The organism is Streptomyces sp. WM6378, from assembly GCF_001279695.1.
In the GTDB taxonomy this organism is placed as follows: domain Bacteria; phylum Actinomycetota; class Actinomycetes; order Streptomycetales; family Streptomycetaceae; genus Streptomyces.
In genome coordinates, this window is record NZ_LGDD01000288.1 from 119898 (window position 1) to 135473 (window position 15576).

12 protein-coding genes and 2 tRNA genes are annotated in these 15576 nt (G+C 70.2%); 11 read left to right on the top strand and 3 right to left on the bottom strand.

Annotation, left to right across the window (positions count from 1 at the left end; all coding sequences use genetic code 11):
- Positions 1–76 precede the first annotated feature (76 nt).
- The 5 genes from ADK54_RS22085 (at position 77) to ADK54_RS22105 (ending at position 5962) form a co-directional block, all read left to right on the top strand.
- A complete protein-coding gene (locus tag ADK54_RS22085; RefSeq protein ID WP_053727398.1) occupies positions 77–1222 on the top strand; it encodes a PP2C family protein-serine/threonine phosphatase in 1146 nt (381 codons plus the stop codon).
- A 143-nt stretch (positions 1223–1365) separates the two neighbouring features.
- The gene (locus ADK54_RS22090) at positions 1366–2175 is read left to right on the top strand and encodes an ABC transporter ATP-binding protein (RefSeq protein WP_078966533.1); all 810 of its coding nucleotides are present in this window, start codon (positions 1366–1368) and stop codon (positions 2173–2175) included.
- Between the two features lie 506 nt (positions 2176–2681).
- Positions 2682–5135: an ABC transporter permease gene (locus ADK54_RS22095; RefSeq protein ID WP_053727399.1), complete on the top strand. Its 2454-nt coding sequence runs from the start codon at positions 2682–2684 to the stop codon at positions 5133–5135.
- A gap of 29 nt (positions 5136–5164) precedes the next feature.
- The gene (locus ADK54_RS22100) at positions 5165–5608 is read left to right on the top strand and encodes an HD domain-containing protein (protein WP_107090591.1); all 444 of its coding nucleotides are present in this window, start codon (positions 5165–5167) and stop codon (positions 5606–5608) included.
- A 159-nt stretch (positions 5609–5767) separates the two neighbouring features.
- On the top strand, positions 5768–5962 hold the full coding sequence (locus ADK54_RS22105; protein ID WP_053727400.1) for a hypothetical protein: 195 nt from the start codon (positions 5768–5770) through the stop codon (positions 5960–5962).
- A gap of 51 nt (positions 5963–6013) precedes the next feature.
- On the opposite strand, the gene ADK54_RS22110 is transcribed toward ADK54_RS22105, so the two are convergent.
- Positions 6014–6084 (bottom strand) — tRNA-Gly (locus ADK54_RS22110).
- A gap of 247 nt (positions 6085–6331) precedes the next feature.
- Between ADK54_RS22110 and ADK54_RS22115 the strand changes: the two genes are divergently transcribed.
- The 5 genes from ADK54_RS22115 (at position 6332) to clpX (ending at position 11048) form a co-directional block, all read left to right on the top strand.
- Positions 6332–6408: transfer RNA gene (locus tag ADK54_RS22115), tRNA-Pro, on the top strand.
- A gap of 178 nt (positions 6409–6586) precedes the next feature.
- Positions 6587–7981 (top strand): trigger factor, encoded by a 1395-nt coding sequence (gene tig / locus ADK54_RS22120; RefSeq protein ID WP_053727401.1) that lies wholly within the window; start codon positions 6587–6589, stop codon positions 7979–7981.
- Positions 7982–8236: 255 nt separating this feature from the next.
- On the top strand, positions 8237–8845 hold the full coding sequence (locus tag ADK54_RS22125) for an ATP-dependent Clp protease proteolytic subunit (protein WP_053727402.1): 609 nt from the start codon (positions 8237–8239) through the stop codon (positions 8843–8845).
- A 44-nt stretch (positions 8846–8889) separates the two neighbouring features.
- Positions 8890–9579 carry an ATP-dependent Clp protease proteolytic subunit gene (locus tag ADK54_RS22130; RefSeq protein WP_053727403.1) on the top strand — a complete coding sequence of 230 codons (690 nt, stop codon included), beginning with the start codon at positions 8890–8892 and terminating at the stop codon, positions 9577–9579.
- Between the two features lie 176 nt (positions 9580–9755).
- Positions 9756–11048 (top strand): ATP-dependent Clp protease ATP-binding subunit ClpX, encoded by a 1293-nt coding sequence (gene clpX, locus ADK54_RS22135; protein WP_053727404.1) that lies wholly within the window; start codon positions 9756–9758, stop codon positions 11046–11048.
- An 82-nt stretch (positions 11049–11130) separates the two neighbouring features.
- Here clpX and ADK54_RS22140 read toward each other — a convergent pair whose 3' ends face one another.
- Positions 11131–12126 (bottom strand): hypothetical protein, encoded by a 996-nt coding sequence (locus ADK54_RS22140; RefSeq protein WP_053727405.1) that lies wholly within the window; start codon positions 12124–12126, stop codon positions 11131–11133.
- A gap of 137 nt (positions 12127–12263) precedes the next feature.
- On the opposite strand from ADK54_RS22140, the gene ADK54_RS22145 reads away from it, so the two are divergent.
- On the top strand, positions 12264–14888 hold the full coding sequence (locus ADK54_RS22145) for a valine--tRNA ligase (protein WP_053727406.1): 2625 nt from the start codon (positions 12264–12266) through the stop codon (positions 14886–14888).
- A gap of 100 nt (positions 14889–14988) precedes the next feature.
- On the opposite strand, the gene ADK54_RS22150 is transcribed toward ADK54_RS22145, so the two are convergent.
- Positions 14989–15555, bottom strand: coding sequence for a vitamin K epoxide reductase family protein (locus tag ADK54_RS22150; protein WP_053727407.1), 567 nt, complete (start codon positions 15553–15555; stop codon positions 14989–14991).
- Positions 15556–15576: the final 21 nt, after the last annotated feature.

Genomic DNA, 15576 nt, shown 5'->3' on the forward strand with positions numbered 1-15576 from the left:
TTTCCACCGGACCGCCCCCTCCGGGCGCCGGGGGCCACCTGCACGGGGCGCCACCGGCTGGATAGGGTCCTCGGCAATGGCACGTGCGATGAGAGCGGACTCGTTCACCGCCCGGTGGCGCAAGGCGCTGCACCGGGTCCGCAACGCGGTGCGCAGATCCGGCGTCGACTACTTCCGCGGCGACGGCTCCGACTGGATCGCCCTGGCCGGCCTGCTCCTCACCGTCCCGGCCATCACCTGGGCAACGCTCGTCGCCCCCGTCTGGTGCGCCCCCTCCGCCCTGGTCCTGCCGATCGTGGCGGGCGGGCTCCTGCTGCGGCCCGCCAACCTCCTCGGCCTGTACGCGGCCGCCGCGACCGCGCTGATCGTGGAGTCGGTACGGCTCGGCCCCTACACGGCGGGGCCGTCGCGGGTCACCCCCGGCACGGTGCTCGTGGTGGCCGCCTGCGGGCTCTTCGGGCTGCTCATCGCGCAGTTCCGGGCCCGCGTCGGGGTGCCGTGGCGGCGCGGCGGCACCATGCTCTTCGACCTGCGCGAACGCATCCGGGTCCAGAGCGCGCTGCCCCGCCTGCCCAAGGGCTGGCACCGCGAGATGGCGCTGCGTCCGGCGGGCGGCCAGTCGTTCTCCGGCGACTTCGTCGTCGCGGCCCGCACCGGCGGCGGCCGCACCCTGGAGATCGTCCTCACCGACGTCTCCGGCAAGGGCATGGACGCGGGCTCCCGCGCCCTGCTGCTGTCCGGCGCGTTCGGCGGCCTCCTCGGCTCGCTGCCCCCGCACGCCTTCCTGCCCGCGGCCAACGGCTACCTGCTGCGCCAGGACTGGGACGAGGGCTTCGCCACCGCCATCCACCTGGTCCTGGACCTCGACTCCGGCGACTACGAACTCCTCTCGGCGGGCCACCCCCCGGCCCTCCAGCTCCACGCGGGCTCGGGCCGCTGGCACGAACAGGCCGCCGAAGGCCCCCTGCTCGGCGTGTACGACGGCGCCGAGTTCCACCCCGCGAAGGGCTCGCTCGCCCCCGGCGACGTCCTGATGCTCTTCACGGACGGCCTCGTCGAGACCTCGGAACGCGACATCGGCGAAGGCATGGACCGCCTGACGGGCGAGGCCGACCGCTACGTGTCGACGGGCTTCGACGGGGCGGCCTGGCACCTGATCGAGGCGGTGGCGAAGGATGTCAACGACGACAGGGCCTTGCTCCTGATCAGGCGCGAGGCGTGATCGCCGGTCGTCCCCCCGCCCCGTGGTGGGGTCAGCCCCACCCTTGATCCACCGGCGACCGCCATGGTTCGTATCCGCCCCGATCCGTAGGTTCGAAGGGTCGGCGTGAGTGCGCCGGGCGGAACGAGTGGAAGGCAGGAGCCATGGCACTGCGACGGGCCAAGAACACACGGCGGACGACCGCGGACGCGGCGCCCGCCCACGACTGGGCCGTCGAACTGCGCGGGGTCCGGCGGCAGTACGGCCGCGGTGCCTCCGCCGTGCACGCCCTGCGCGGCATCGACCTCACCCTGCCCCGGGGCAGCTTCACCGCGGTGATGGGACCGTCCGGCTCCGGCAAGTCGACGTTCCTGCAGTGCGCGGCGGGCCTCGACCGGCCCACCGACGGCTCGGTCCGGCTGGGCGGCACCGAGATCACCGGCATGAGCGAGAACAAGCTCACCGAACTGCGCCGCTCCCGCCTCGGCTTCGTCTTCCAGGCCTTCAACCTGCTGCCCTCGCTCACGGTCGAGCAGAACGTCGTGCTGCCGATGCGGCTCGCCGGGGACCGCCCCGACCGGCGCCGTGCGGCCGAACTCCTGGCCCAGGTGGGCCTCGCCGGCAAGGGCGACCGGCGTCCCGGCGAGCTCTCCGGCGGCCAGCAGCAGCGCGTGGCGATAGCCCGCGCGCTGGTCACGAGCCCCGACGTGATCTTCGCGGACGAGCCGACCGGAGCCCTGGACACCACCACCGCGGCCGAGGTCCTCGCCCTCCTGCGCAACGCGGTGGACTCCTTGCGCGCGACGGTGGTGATGGTCACCCACGACCCAGCGGCCGCCGCCTACGCCGACCAGGTCCTGTTCCTGGCCGACGGCTCCATCGTGGACGCCCTCGCGAGCGCGTCCAGGGCCCAGATCGCGGAGAGGATGACAACCCTGACCGCGAGGCGCCCGTTCGTGGGGGTGGCGGCCTGAGCGCTCCGCGGGAATGGAGCGCTTCGTCCTCGGCCCGGTGACGGCCGACCGCGCAGTTCCCCGCGCCCCTTGTGGGCCGGGTGCAGCGCAGCACACATAGCCGAGCCCGCCTTGGCCCGGCCCCACCCCGCCAACTCGCGCCCCGCCAGCCGGCCACCGGCGAACCCGCACCACCCGCTGGTCCTCACCTTCCCGACCGAGACCTTCCCAACCGAGCCGAACGGGCAGGTGGGTGATGCCCTCCGGCCGAAGGCCAGGCCCCACCGGCCGGCCGGCGGCAGCCGGCGCACCCGTACCACCCACTGGTCCCTCAGCCCTCTAGAGCGGGCAGAACGGGCGGGCGGGTGGGAAACCTCACCGGCCGAAGGCCGGGCCCCGCCCACCGGCCCGCGGCCGCCAACGCACCCGCACCACCCACAGATCCCTCACCCTTCCGAGGGAGCAGAACGGGCGGGCGGGTGGGAGAACCCGGCACCACACCCCCCAGCACTCCGCAGGAGCCCCGCATGCACCGCCCCAACCGCCTGGCCCGCGCAGCACTCCGGTTCAAACCGTCCGCCTTCGCCGGCACCTTCGTCGCCCTCCTCATGGCCGCGATGATCGTCTCCGCGTGCGGCCTCCTGCTCGCGACCGGGATCACCGCCTCCGTCCCGGCCCAGCGCTACGCCGCCGCCCCCGTCGTGGCCGCCGCCGACCAGAGCTTCCACTACACCACCGGCTCCGGCGAGGACCGCACCACCGAGTCCGTCGCCTACCCGGACCGGGCCCGCCTGGACAACTCCCTGGTGGCGAAGGCCGCTTCGGCCCCCGGCGCGGCCGAAGCCGTCGCCGACCTCGCCCTCCCCGTACGTACGGTGGGTACGGACAACAACACCCCCGCCACCGCCCACAACTGGGCCTCCACCGCCTTCACCGGCACGAAGCCGACCTCCGGCACGGCCCCCCGCCCCGGCGAGGCGGTCACCACGGCCGGCGCCGTGGGGGAGCGGATCACCCTCGACACCCCCGGCGGCAAGCGGGAGTTCAGGATCTCCGGCACCGTGGGCGCCCCCGGCACCAACCAGATCTGGCTCAACGACGCCGACGCCCGCGCCCTGTCCGGCCACCCCGGCAAGATCGACGCGATCGCCGTACTCCCCAAGCCCGGCACCTCCACCGCCACCCTCGCCGCGCAGGTCGAGCAGGCCCTCGGCGGCCAGGCCCAAGTGCTTACCGGCGACGACCGGGCCACCGTCGAGGACAGCGGCCTCGCCAAGGCGAAGGAGATGCTCACCGGGCTCGGCGGCTCGTTCGGCGGCGTCGCCGCGATGGTCGCCGTGTTCACCGCCGCCGGCACCGTCGCCCTCTCCGTCGGCCAGCGCCGCCGCGAGTACGCCCTGCTGCGCGCGATCGGCGCCACCCCGCGCCAGATCCGCCGCACCATCGCCACCGAAGCGCTCCTGGTCGCCCCGCTCGCCGGAGTGCTCGGCTGCCTGCCCGGCATCGCGCTCGCCACCTGGTGGTTCGGCCAGCTCCGCGACAAGGGCGCGATCCCGGACACCGTCGACCTCGCCATCACCCCGCTCCCGCTGCTCATCGCCGTCGCCGCCACCGTCCTGACCGCCCTGTGCGCCGGAGCCGCCGCCGCCCGCCGGCCCTCGAAGATCAAGCCCGGCCAGGCCCTCGCCGAATCCGCCGCCGAACGCCTGCGCCCCGGCTGGATCCGTACGCCGCTCGGCGTCGCCTCCCTCGTCGGCGGCTGCGTGTTCGCCGGGGTCGCGGCCTCGGAAACCGGCGAGAACGCGGCCAACGCCGCCCTCGGCGTCGTCATGCTCTTCATGCTCGCCGTCGGCCTGCTCGGCCCGCTGCTCGCCCGCGCCTGCGCCACCGTCTTCGGCGTCCCGCTGCGCGCCGCGGGCGCCCCCGGCGCGCTGGCCGCCGCCAACTCCCGTACGAACGCACGCAGGTTGGCCTCCGCGATCACCCCCATCGTCCTCGCGATGGCCTTCTCGTCCGTCCTGGTCTTCATGCACACCAGCGAGGAGAAGGCGACCGAGGACCAGCAGCGCGCCGGCATCACCGCGAACCAGGTGGTCACCGCCCCCGCGGGCCTGCCCTCCGACGCGGTCGCCCGCGCCGCCGCCGTCCCCGGCGTCGACACCGCCGTCGGCCTCACCCGCACCGCCGTCCTGATCCCGAACGTCGGCGCCGGCTCCACCCCGCGCGACGCCTCCGCGCAGGGCGTCACCGGCACCGGCACCGACCTCGCGAAGGTCCAGGACCTGGGCATACGCACCGGATCCCTGGCCTCCCTCGCCCCCGGCACCGTCGCGATCGACGCCTCCCTGGCCGACACCGCGGGCGTACGCACCGGAGACCGCCTCCCGCTGCTGCTCCCCGACGGCACCAAGGCCGCCCCGAAGATCGTCGCCACGTACGAACGAGGCCTCGGCCTTGCTCAACTCACCTTCCCTCAGGCCGACTTGAGGACCCACCTGACCTCGCCGACCCCCACCACCCTGCTCACCAGGGCCACCCCCGCCGCGGCCACCCCCCTCGCCACCCTCGGCCACGTCACCGACGCCGCCGGGTACGCCACCGCGCAGAGCACGGACCGCGAGGTCAACGCCTGGGCCAACGCCGTCATGGCCGCGGTCCTCGGCGGATTCGCGGCGGTCGCCGCCGTCAACACCCTGGTGATGACGGTCTTCGACCGCCGCCGCGAACTCGGCACCCTGCGCCTGATCGGCACCACCCGCCGCCAGGTCCTCAAGATGATCCGCTGGGAGGCCCTCCTGGTGGTCGCGGCGGGCGTCGTCATCGGCAGCGCGATCGCCCTGGCCACCCTCGTCCCGATGATGAACGGCCTGACCGGCCGCGCCCCCTACGTACCGCCGCTCCTGTACGCCTCGTTCGCGGGCGGCATCCTGGTCCTCGGCCTCGCGGCGACGGCCCTCCCGGCCCGGGCGGCGCTGAAGTGACCCGCACCCGGGCCCGTACAGTCGAAGCCATGCCGATGATGACCCTCAGTGAGGTCGAGACCGTCGCCCGAGCCGCCCACGAGGGCCAGACCGACAAGGCGGGCCGCCCCTACGCCGAACACCTGGCCGCGGTCGCCGAGGGCGTACGGGCCCGGGGCGGCACCGAGGACCAGATCAAGGCGGCCTGGCTGCACGACGCGATCGAAGACGACGCGCTGTCGATCCAGTGGCTGGAATCCGCCCAACTCCCGCGATCCGTCAAGGAGTTGGTGCTCGCCATGACCAAACGCCCGGGCGAGGCACTGGAGTCCTACACGCGGCGCATCCTGGCCGCCGAGGGCGCGCTCCTGATCAAGGAGTCCGACCTCGCACACAACGCCGACCCGGCGCGCCTCGCGGTCCTGGACGAGCCGACCCGCACGCGCCTGACGGCCAAGTACGCCGAGGTGCGCCGCCTGCTCGGCCTCTCGTAAGCCCTTGAGCCCGGCTCGCGGTTGGCCTGATCCTTACCTTGGCGATCCGTCACCCGGGAACAACCACAGGGGTGTTGGTGGCACGATAGTCATTGTGGGGGTGTGCGCGGCATGCCCCCGGGCCGGCAAGGCGGACCGACCAAGGGTGTGTGATCAGTTGTGGCCATTTCACTGTCAGTGGTGCTGCTGTTGGCGGTCGTCCTCGTGGTGCTCATCCGCGGCGGCTCCATCAAGGCCGGGCCGGCCATCGTCGCGATACTTTTCGGCTTCTTCCTGGCCTCGACGGGCATGGCCCCCTCGATCCAGCGATTCCTGAACTCGATAGCGGACACGATCAACCAGATCAAGTTCTGACCACGCCGAAGGGCCCGGCAGCTCGGCTGCCGGGCCCTTCGGGATCACAAGAGCGGGCGACGGGAATCGAACCCGCGTAGCTAGTTTGGAAGACTAGGGCTCTACCATTGAGCTACGCCCGCAAGCACCGCGCCGCAGGTCATCGCGACCGCGGCACGTAGAGCATCGTAGCGGGTCACACCCCGGCCGTGCACACCGCGTTCTCCCGGCGCCCGTTCGCGAAACGATTCTGGCCACGCCCGCGCATTCCCGGTGACCCGTGCCCGCGCGATCCCGCCAGGCCGCGCCCCCCGAACGATCCGCACCGCACCAGCTGAACAAAGCGGCCGACGCGGTCCCCGCGGCCATGTACCCTACGTGTCGCACCGACGGGGTGTGGCGCAGCTTGGTAGCGCGTCCGCTTTGGGAGCGGAAGGCCGTGGGTTCAAATCCCGCCACCCCGACCAGCGTCACCGATGTCCGATCTCCGCGTACAAGATCACATTGTGGGTGGCATCCCGCTTGCGGTTACTATGCAAGCTGCGTGCCCGTGTGTCTGATGAATGATGTACCGGGCCCCATCCGCCAGGGACCGTCGGTCTTAGGCAGAACCCCCAAAGAAGTCAGCCACAAGGAGACCGAACCGTGAAGAGCGCCGTGGAGACCCTGAACCCGACTCGGGTTCGGCTCACTGTCGAGGTGCCCTTCGAGGAGCTCAAGGACAGCCTCGACGCGGCGTACAAGAAGATCAACCAGCAGGTCACGGTCAAGGGCTTCCGCAAGGGCAAGATCCCGGCCCGAGTGATCGACCAGCGGTTCGGTCGTGGCGCCGTGCTCGAAGAGGCCGTCAATGACGCGCTTCCGAAGTTCTACACCGAGGCGATCAACGAGGCGGAGCTGAACCCGCTGGGTCAGCCCGAGGTCGACATCACCGAGCTGAAGGACGGCGAGACGCTGAACTTCACCGCCGAGGTCGACATCCGCCCGACCATCGAGATCCCGGACTACTCCGGCATCGAGGTCACCGTGGACGCCGTCGAGGTCAGCGACGAGGACGTCGAGAAGTCCGTGGAGCAGCTCCGCGAGCGCTTCGCCTCGACCTCCCCCGTCGAGCGTGCCGCCGAGGACGGCGACGTCGTGACGATCGACCTGCAGGCCAAGGTCGACGGCGAGGTCCTGGAGGACGGCGTCGCCGAGGGTGTCTCGTACACCATCGGTTCCGGCGAGCTCCTCGAAGGCATCGACGACGCCGTCAAGGGCCTGGAGGCCGGTGGCGAGGCCACCTTCACCTCCGAGCTGAAGGGCGGCTCGGCCGAGGGCAAGGAGGCCGAGGTCACCGTCAAGGTCACCCAGGTCGCCGCCCGTGAACTGCCCGCCCTGGACGACGACTTCGCGCAGCTCGCGTCGGAGTTCGACACCCTGGACGAGCTCAAGGCCGACAGCCGCAAGCGCCTTGAGAACATGAAGCAGTACGACCAGGCCACCCAGGCCCAGGAGCGCGTCCTGGACGAGCTCCTGAAGCTGGCCGAGGTCCCGATCCCCGAGAAGCTCCTCGCGGACGAGATCCAGACCCGCAAGCACAACCTTGAGCACCACCAGCTCGGCCAGATGGGCATCGACCTCGCCAAGTACCTGGAGATCCAGGGCAAGACCGAGGAAGAGTTCACCGCCGAGACCGAGGAGCAGGCGGTCAAGGGCATCAAGACGCAGTTCATCCTGGACGAGCTCGTCAACAAGGAGAAGCTGAACGTCAACCAGGAGGAGCTCACCGAGCACCTCATGCGGCGTGCCGCCTCCTCCGGCATGAGCCCGGACCAGTTCGCCCAGGCCGTCGTCGAGGGTGGCCAGGTGCCGATGCTCGTCGGCGAGGTCGCCCGCGGCAAGGCGCTGGCCGTGGTCGTCGAGGCCGCCAAGGTCACCGACACCAACGGTGAGGTCGTCGACCTGGAGGACGACGAGGACGAGGTCGCCGAGGCCGTCGTCGCCGCCGCCGAGGGCGAGCCGGCCGAGGTCGTCGCCGAGGAGAAGACCGAGGCCTGAGCCTCGGCCTGACCCGTCGAGAAGGGCCCGTGCGCAGCCGCGTACGGGCCCTTCTTCGTACGTAATTCCGGTTCAACCACCTTGCGCTCCGAGCGAACAGTTCGGGAACCGGGATGGCGTTGTCCCACCTGCGCGTTAGGGTCCATGAATACGAGGGTGGTGGAGTCTGGCGAGCCGGAGCCCGCGCCCCCGGAACGAAGACGCTGAGACGGCCGAAGCCGTCAGAGACGAGCAGGTGGATACGTGACGAATCTGATGCCTTACGCCGCCGGTGAGCCGTCCCTCGGTGGTGGCCTCGGCGACCAGGTCTACAGCCGACTGCTCAACGACCGCATCATCTTCCTCGGCCAGCAGGTCGACGACGAGATCGCCAACAAGATCACCGCCCAGATGCTCCTCCTGGCCGCTGCCGACCAGGACAAGGACATCTACCTCTACATCAACAGCCCCGGTGGCTCGGTGACGGCCGGCATGGCGGTCTACGACACCATGCAGTACATCCAGAACGACGTCGTCACCATCGGCATGGGCATGGCCGCCTCGATGGGCCAGTTCCTGCTGACCGGCGGCACCGCGGGCAAGCGCTTCGCGCTCCCCAACACCGACATCCTGATGCACCAGGGCTCCGCCGGCATCGGTGGCACCGCCTCCGACATCAAGATCCAGGCCGAGTACCTGATCCGTACGAAGAGGCGCATGGCGGAGATCACTGCCGCGCACTCCGGCCAGTCCGTCGAGACGATCATCCGCGACGGCGACCGCGACCGCTGGTACACGGCGGAGGAGGCCAAGGACTACGGCCTCATCGACGAGATCATCTCCGCCGCCTCGGGCGTTCCGGGCGGCGGCGGCACCGGGGCCTGAGCCCCGCCCGCACCGCCTCGACCCGCCCACTGAACGCCACCAGGATGGTGAACACCCCAATGAGCAACTTCTCCGGCCCCTCGGCCAACGCGAGCGGCCTCTACACCGGCCCGCAGGTCGACAACCGCTACATCGTGCCGCGCTTCGTCGAGCGCACCTCGCAGGGCGTGCGCGAGTACGACCCGTACGCGAAGCTCTTCGAGGAGCGCGTGATCTTCCTCGGCGTGCAGATCGACGACGCGTCCGCCAACGACGTCATGGCGCAGCTCCTGTGCCTGGAGTCGATGGACCCGGACCGTGACATCTCGATCTACATCAACAGCCCGGGTGGTTCCTTCACCGCCCTCACGGCGATCTACGACACCATGCAGTTCGTGAAGCCCGACATCCAGACGGTCTGCATGGGCCAGGCGGCCTCCGCCGCCGCCGTCCTGCTCGCCGCCGGCACGCCGGGCAAGCGCATGGCGCTGCCGAACGCCCGCGTCCTGATCCACCAGCCCTCGGGCGGCACCGGCCGCGAGCAGCTCTCCGACCTGGAGATCGCGGCCAACGAAATCCTCCGGATGCGTTCGCAGCTGGAGGAGATGCTGGCCAAGCACTCGACGACGCCGATCGAGAAGATCCGCGACGACATCGAGCGCGACAAGATCCTCACGGCCGAGGACGCGCTGGCCTACGGCCTGGTCGACCAGATCGTTTCGACCCGCAAGACGACGACCTCGGCGGCGGCCTGAGCCGCTTCGGCGACCTTGGCGCGGTCCACGTCAAAGTGAACCGCGCCAAGGGGGGCCCGAACGAGGGGCTCGGCAAGGTACCGTCGGTAGGGGGTCTGGGGGTGTCCCCCCGGAAAACGCAGTAGGCACCAGGAGGCGGCGCACATGGCGTCTCCCAGGCGAAGGGGAAGCACCTCGTGGCACGCATCGGTGACGGCGGCGACCTGCTCAAGTGCTCGTTCTGCGGAAAGAGCCAGAAGCAGGTGAAGAAGCTCATCGCAGGCCCCGGGGTGTACATCTGCGACGAGTGCATCGACCTCTGCAACGAGATCATCGAGGAGGAGCTCGCCGAGTCCTCCGAGGTGCGGTGGGAGGAACTCCCCAAGCCGCGCGAGATCTACGAGTTCCTTGAGGGCTACGTCGTCGGGCAGGAGCCCGCCAAGAAGGCGCTCTCGGTGGCGGTCTACAACCACTACAAGCGCGTCCAGGCCGGCGAGAACGGCGGCGCGCAGGGCCGCGACGACGCGATCGAGCTCGCCAAGTCCAACATCCTGCTGCTCGGCCCGACGGGCTCCGGCAAGACGCTCCTGGCCCAGACCCTCGCCCGGATGCTCAACGTGCCGTTCGCGATCGCGGACGCGACCGCCCTCACGGAGGCCGGCTACGTCGGCGAGGACGTCGAGAACATCCTCCTCAAGCTGATCCAGGCCGCTGACTACGACGTCAAGAAGGCCGAGACCGGCATCATCTACATCGACGAGATCGACAAGGTCGCCCGCAAGAGCGAGAACCCGTCGATCACCCGCGATGTGAGCGGCGAGGGCGTCCAGCAGGCCCTGCTGAAGATCCTGGAGGGCACCACGGCCTCCGTCCCGCCCCAGGGCGGCCGCAAGCACCCCCACCAGGAATTCATCCAGATCGACACGACGAACGTCCTGTTCATCGTGGGCGGCGCCTTCGCGGGCCTGGAGAAGATCATCGAGTCCCGGGCCGGCGCCAAGGGCATCGGCTTCGGCGCGACGATCCGCTCCAAGCGCGAGATCGAGGCCAGCGACCAGTTCCAGGAGGTCATGCCGGAGGACCTGGTGAAGTTCGGGATGATCCCCGAGTTCATCGGCCGCCTGCCCGTCCTGACCTCGGTCCACAACCTGGACCGCGAAGCCCTCCTCCAGATCCTGGTCGAGCCGCGCAACGCGCTGGTCAAGCAGTACCAGCGCCTCTTCGAACTCGACGGCGTGGAGCTGGACTTCGACCGCCCGGCCCTGGAGGCCATCGCCGACCAGGCCATCCTGCGCGGCACCGGCGCGCGCGGCCTGCGCGCCATCATGGAGGAGGTCCTCCAGTCGGTGATGTACGAGGTCCCGTCCCGCAAGGACGTCGCCCGAGTCGTCATCACCGCGGACGTGGTCCGCAACAACGTGAACCCGACGCTGGTCCCGCGCGAGCCGCGGATCGTGAAGAACGACGGGCGTCACGAGAAGAGCGCGTAGCGCTGCGCTTGCCCAGGCACGGCTAAGGGGCGCCCGGTCAACCTCCTTGACCGGGCGCCCCTTAGCCGTGTTCAGAGGGTGACTAGGCCTTCTGGCGGGCCGTGTTGTAGAGCGAGGCCGTCAGCTTGGCGACTTCGTCCTGGCTCGGGCCGCCACCGAGGGCAGCCTTGGCCATGTCCACCTCGTCCACGACACCGTACGTGCTGTAGTCGGCCCAGACGCAGATGGGGATCAGGAACTCCTTGGGCCCCTTCGCTGCCGCCGCGTCACTGCCGGAGCTGGTGAGCTTCATGTTCTGGCACTTCATCAGCGCACCCGAGAACCCGGCCGGCTTGACCGCCTTGGCCTCGCCGACGAGCTCGGCCTTGACGCTCGGGTCCTTGCTGACGTTGTCCTTGGTGTTCTGGAACGACGCGTTGATCACCTTGGCGGGGTCGGTGATGTCGCCCCAGAAACCCTGGAAGGTGAGCGCCTTGCCGGCCAGCGGGTTCGCGCTGTCGCCAGACTGGTACTGCGCGCCGATCTGCTGCGGGTTCTTGACGCCGAGGGCCTCGGCCTTCGACTTCTGCTCGGCGGTCATCGGCGACGTCTTGTCGCCCGCAGCGGACTTCTTGAAGTCCTCGACCGTGGCGGGCGGGGCGATCTTGTAGCCCTTCGTGCTGGCCGACACGTCGCTGTTGCTCGCGCCGCCGCCCTTCGTCAGGAACCACACGCCGCCGCCGATGACCGCGACCGCCACGACGACCGCCGTGACGATGAGGCCGGTCTTCTTCTTCGGCGGGGCCGGGGGCGCGGGCTGCATCGGGGCGCCGTAAGGAGGCTGCTGGCCGTACGGGGGCTGCTGGGGCGGCTGGCCGTACTGCGGCTGCTGCTGCGGGTACCCGTAGGGCTGCTGCGGAGGCTGCTGCCCGTACGGTCCCGGCTGCTGCGGCGGCACGCCCTGCGGGGCCTGCTGCGGGTAGCCGTATCCGGGCTGCGGCTGGCCGGGCTGCCCGTACGGCTGCTGCGGAGGCTGCTGGCCGTACGGACCGGGCTGCTGGGGCTGGCCGCCGTACGGGCCCGGCTGGTTGTAGCTCATTGCTGGGTTCCCCCTAGGAATGCTTATCCGATCCGAACATCCTGGCCGACAGGCCGTTGAGGTGGTGCATCGGGGGGCTCACCGTTACCAAACATTCCCGTTTCAGTACGGGCCCGTGACACCTCTAAACTGACCCCGTGACCGAGAATCCTCAGCAGCAGAATCCAGCGCCCACCACCGAACTGCCGACCCAGTACGCGCCGGCCGAGGTAGAGGGGAAGCTGTACGAGCGCTGGGTAGAGCGCGGTTACTTCACCGCTGACGCCGGGTCCGACAAGGACCCGTACACCATCGTCATCCCGCCGCCGAACGTCACGGGCGCGCTGCACCTCGGGCACGCCTTCCAGGTCACGCTCATGGACGCCCTCACCCGCCGCAAGCGGATGCAGGGGTACGAGACGCTGTGGCTGCCCGGCATGGACCACGCGGGCATCGCCACCCAGAACAAGGTCGAGCAGCAGCTCGCCGAGGAGGGCAAGTCCCGGCAGGACCTCGGGCGGGAGGCGTTCACCGAGCGGGTCTGGCAGTGGAAGGGCGAGTACGGCGGCCGGATCCTGGGCCAGCTCAAGCGCCTGGGCGCCGGGCTCGACTGGTCGCGTGAGCGGTTCACCATGGACGAGGGGCTTTCCAAGGCCGTCCAGACCATCTTCAAGAACCTGTACGACGACGAGCTGATCTACCGGGCCGAGCGCATCATCAACTGGTGCCCGCGCTGTCTGACCGCCATCTCGGACATCGAGGTGGAGTACCAGGACGACCCGGGCGAGCTCGTCTCGCTCAAGTACGGCGAAGGGGACGACACCCTGGTCGTCGCCACCACCCGCGCCGAGACGATGCTGGGTGACACCGCGATCGCCGTCCACCCGGACGACGAGCGCTACCAGCACCTCATCGGCAGGCTCATCAAGCTGCCGCTGACCGACCGCTCCATTCCGGTCGTCGCGGACACCCACGTCGACCCCGAGTTCGGCACCGGCTGCGTCAAGGTGACCCCGGCGCACGACCCGAACGACTTCGCCATCGGGCAGCGGCACAACCTCGACTCCATCACCGTCATGGACGAGCGCGGCATCATCACGGTCCCGGGTCCCTTCCAGGGGCTCGACCGCTACGAGGCCCGTTCGGCGATCGTCGGCGCGCTCAAGGAGCAGGGCCGCATCGTCGCCGAGAAGCGCCCGTACATGCACTCCGTCGGGCACTGCTCGCGCTGCAAGACGACCGTCGAGCCGCGCCTGTCGATGCAGTGGTGGGTCAAGGTCGGCCCGCTCGCGCAGGCCGCCGGTGACGCGGTCCGCGACGGCCGGGTCAAGATCCACCCCGAGGACATGTCGAAGCGGTACTTCGACTGGGTCGACAACATGCACGACTGGTGCATCTCGCGCCAGCTGTGGTGGGGCCACCGCATCCCGATCTGGTACGGCCCGGAGGGTCAGGTCGTGTGCGTCGGGCCCGACGAGGAGCCGCCCAGCGGTGAGGGCTGGCGCCAGGACCCCGACGTCCTGGACACGTGGTTCTCGTCCGGTCTGTGGCCGTTCTCCACGCTGGGCTGGCCGGAGAAGACCCCGGACCTGGAGAAGTTCTACTCGACCGACGTCCTGCTCACCGGCCACGACATCATCTTCTTCTGGGTCGCCCGGATGATGATGTTCGGCCTGTACGCGATGGACGGCGAAGTCCCGTTCAAGACGGTCGCGTTGACCGGTCTGGTCCGCGACGAGTTCGGCAAGAAGATGTCGAAGTCCAACCCGAACGCGGTCGACCCGATCGACTGGATGGACGCGTACGGCTCGGACGCCGTCCGGTTCACCCTCGCCAAGGGCGCCAACCCCGGCGCGGACGTGCCGATCGGCGAGGACTGGGTCCAGGCGTCCCGCAACTTCGCCAACAAGATCTGGAACGCGACCCGGTTCGCGCTCATGAACGGCGCCACGGTCGAGGGTGAACTCCCGCCCGTGGAGCAGCTGTCGGCGACCGACCGCTGGATCCTGTCGCGCCTGAACAAGACCGTGGCCGAGGTCGACGCGTACTACGAGGACTACCAGTTCGCGAAGCTCAGCGAGTCGCTCTACCACTTCGCGTGGGACGAGGTCTTCGACTGGTATGTCGAGCTGTCGAAGACGACGTTCTTCGCGGGCGGCGAGCAGGCCAAGGTCTCCGGCCGGGTCCTCGGTGAGGTCCTCGACGTGATGCTGCGGGTCCTGCACCCCATCGTCCCGTTCGTCACCGACACCCTGTGGACGACGCTGACCGGTGGCGAGTCCCTCGTCGTCGCCGACTGGCCCAAGGACAGCGGCTTCCGCGACGAGGCCGCCGAGCGCGAGATCGAGCTCGTCCAGCAGGTCGTCACCGAGGTCCGCCGGTTCCGTTCCGACCAGGGTCTCCAGCCCGGCCAGAAGGTTCCGGCCGAGCTCACCCTGACCGGCACCGCGCTGGCTCCGCACGAGGCGGCCATCCGTCAGCTGCTCCGTCTCCAGCCGGCCGGCGAGGGCTTCCACGCCACCGCCTCGCTGCCGGTCGCGGGCGCCACGGTCGCCCTCGACCTGTCGGGCACCATCGACGTCGAGGCCGAGCGCAAGCGCCTGACCAAGGACCTCGCGGCGGCCGAGAAGGAGAAGGCGGACGCGAACAAGAAGCTCGGCAACGAGGCCTTCCTCGCGAAGGCCCCGGACAACGTGGTCGACAAGATCCGTGGGCGGCTCGCCAAGGCCGAGGCCGACATCGAGCGCATCACCAACCAGATCGCCGCCCTGCCCAAGGGCTGATCCGGACGGACATACGGATGGCAGGAAGGCCCCCGGGATTCGATCCCGGGGGCCTTCCTCATGCGTCTTATGCGCCTCATGCGTACGGAAGACCAGGCGGTCAGAACAGCCGGTCGCCGAACTCCGCCCACACCAGCGCCGCCACCACCGCGTACATCGCGAGCGGCACCAGCCAGTGCGGGGTCACCCGGCGGACGAAGGAGCGGGGGCCGGCCACATGCCGGGTCACGTACCAGAACAGCGGGATCATCACCGCCCACACCAGCAGGCACCACGGGCAAAGCGCCCCGATGACGTACAGGCACTGGCTGATCAGCCACACCGTGAAGGCGAAGCCCGCCGCGACGCCGGCCCAGATGCCGAGCCACAGCCACCGGGGGAACTCCGCGCCCCCGAGCAGGGCCAGGCCAAGCGCCGCGAGGGCCGCGAACGCGCCGACGCCGAGCAGCATGTTGGGGAAGCCGAGCAGGTTGCCCTGCCAGGTGTCCATCACGTCGCCGCAGCTCAGGACCGCGTTGATGTTGCAGCCGGGGGAGAAGGCCGGGTTCTCCAGGGTGTGGATGCGGTCGGCGGTCAGGACGGCCGATGCGAGGGTGCCGAGCAGCCCGCCGATCAGCAGGAGCAGGGCGGTGCCGCGCGCCGGACGGCGGGAGGAGAGGGCAGGCATGGGAACAACGCTAGGGATCCA

Bases quoted from the DNA above. Each gene is read 5' to 3' on its own strand.
- ADK54_RS22140 (WP_053727405.1), bottom strand. From the start codon at position 12,126: ATGAGCTACAACCAGCCGGGCCCGTACGGCGGCCAGCCCCAGCAGCCC.
- ADK54_RS22085 (WP_053727398.1), top strand. From the start codon at position 77: ATGGCACGTGCGATGAGAGCGGACTCGTTCACCGCCCGGTGGCGCAAG.
- ADK54_RS22130 (WP_053727403.1), top strand. From the start codon at position 8,890: ATGGTGAACACCCCAATGAGCAACTTCTCCGGCCCCTCGGCCAACGCG.
- ADK54_RS22095 (WP_053727399.1), top strand. From the start codon at position 2,682: ATGCACCGCCCCAACCGCCTGGCCCGCGCAGCACTCCGGTTCAAACCG.
- ADK54_RS22100 (WP_107090591.1), top strand. From the start codon at position 5,165: ATGCCGATGATGACCCTCAGTGAGGTCGAGACCGTCGCCCGAGCCGCC.
- ADK54_RS22125 (WP_053727402.1), top strand. From the start codon at position 8,237: ATGCCTTACGCCGCCGGTGAGCCGTCCCTCGGTGGTGGCCTCGGCGAC.
- ADK54_RS22150 (WP_053727407.1), bottom strand. From the start codon at position 15,555: ATGCCTGCCCTCTCCTCCCGCCGTCCGGCGCGCGGCACCGCCCTGCTC.
- ADK54_RS22090 (WP_078966533.1), top strand. From the start codon at position 1,366: ATGGCACTGCGACGGGCCAAGAACACACGGCGGACGACCGCGGACGCG.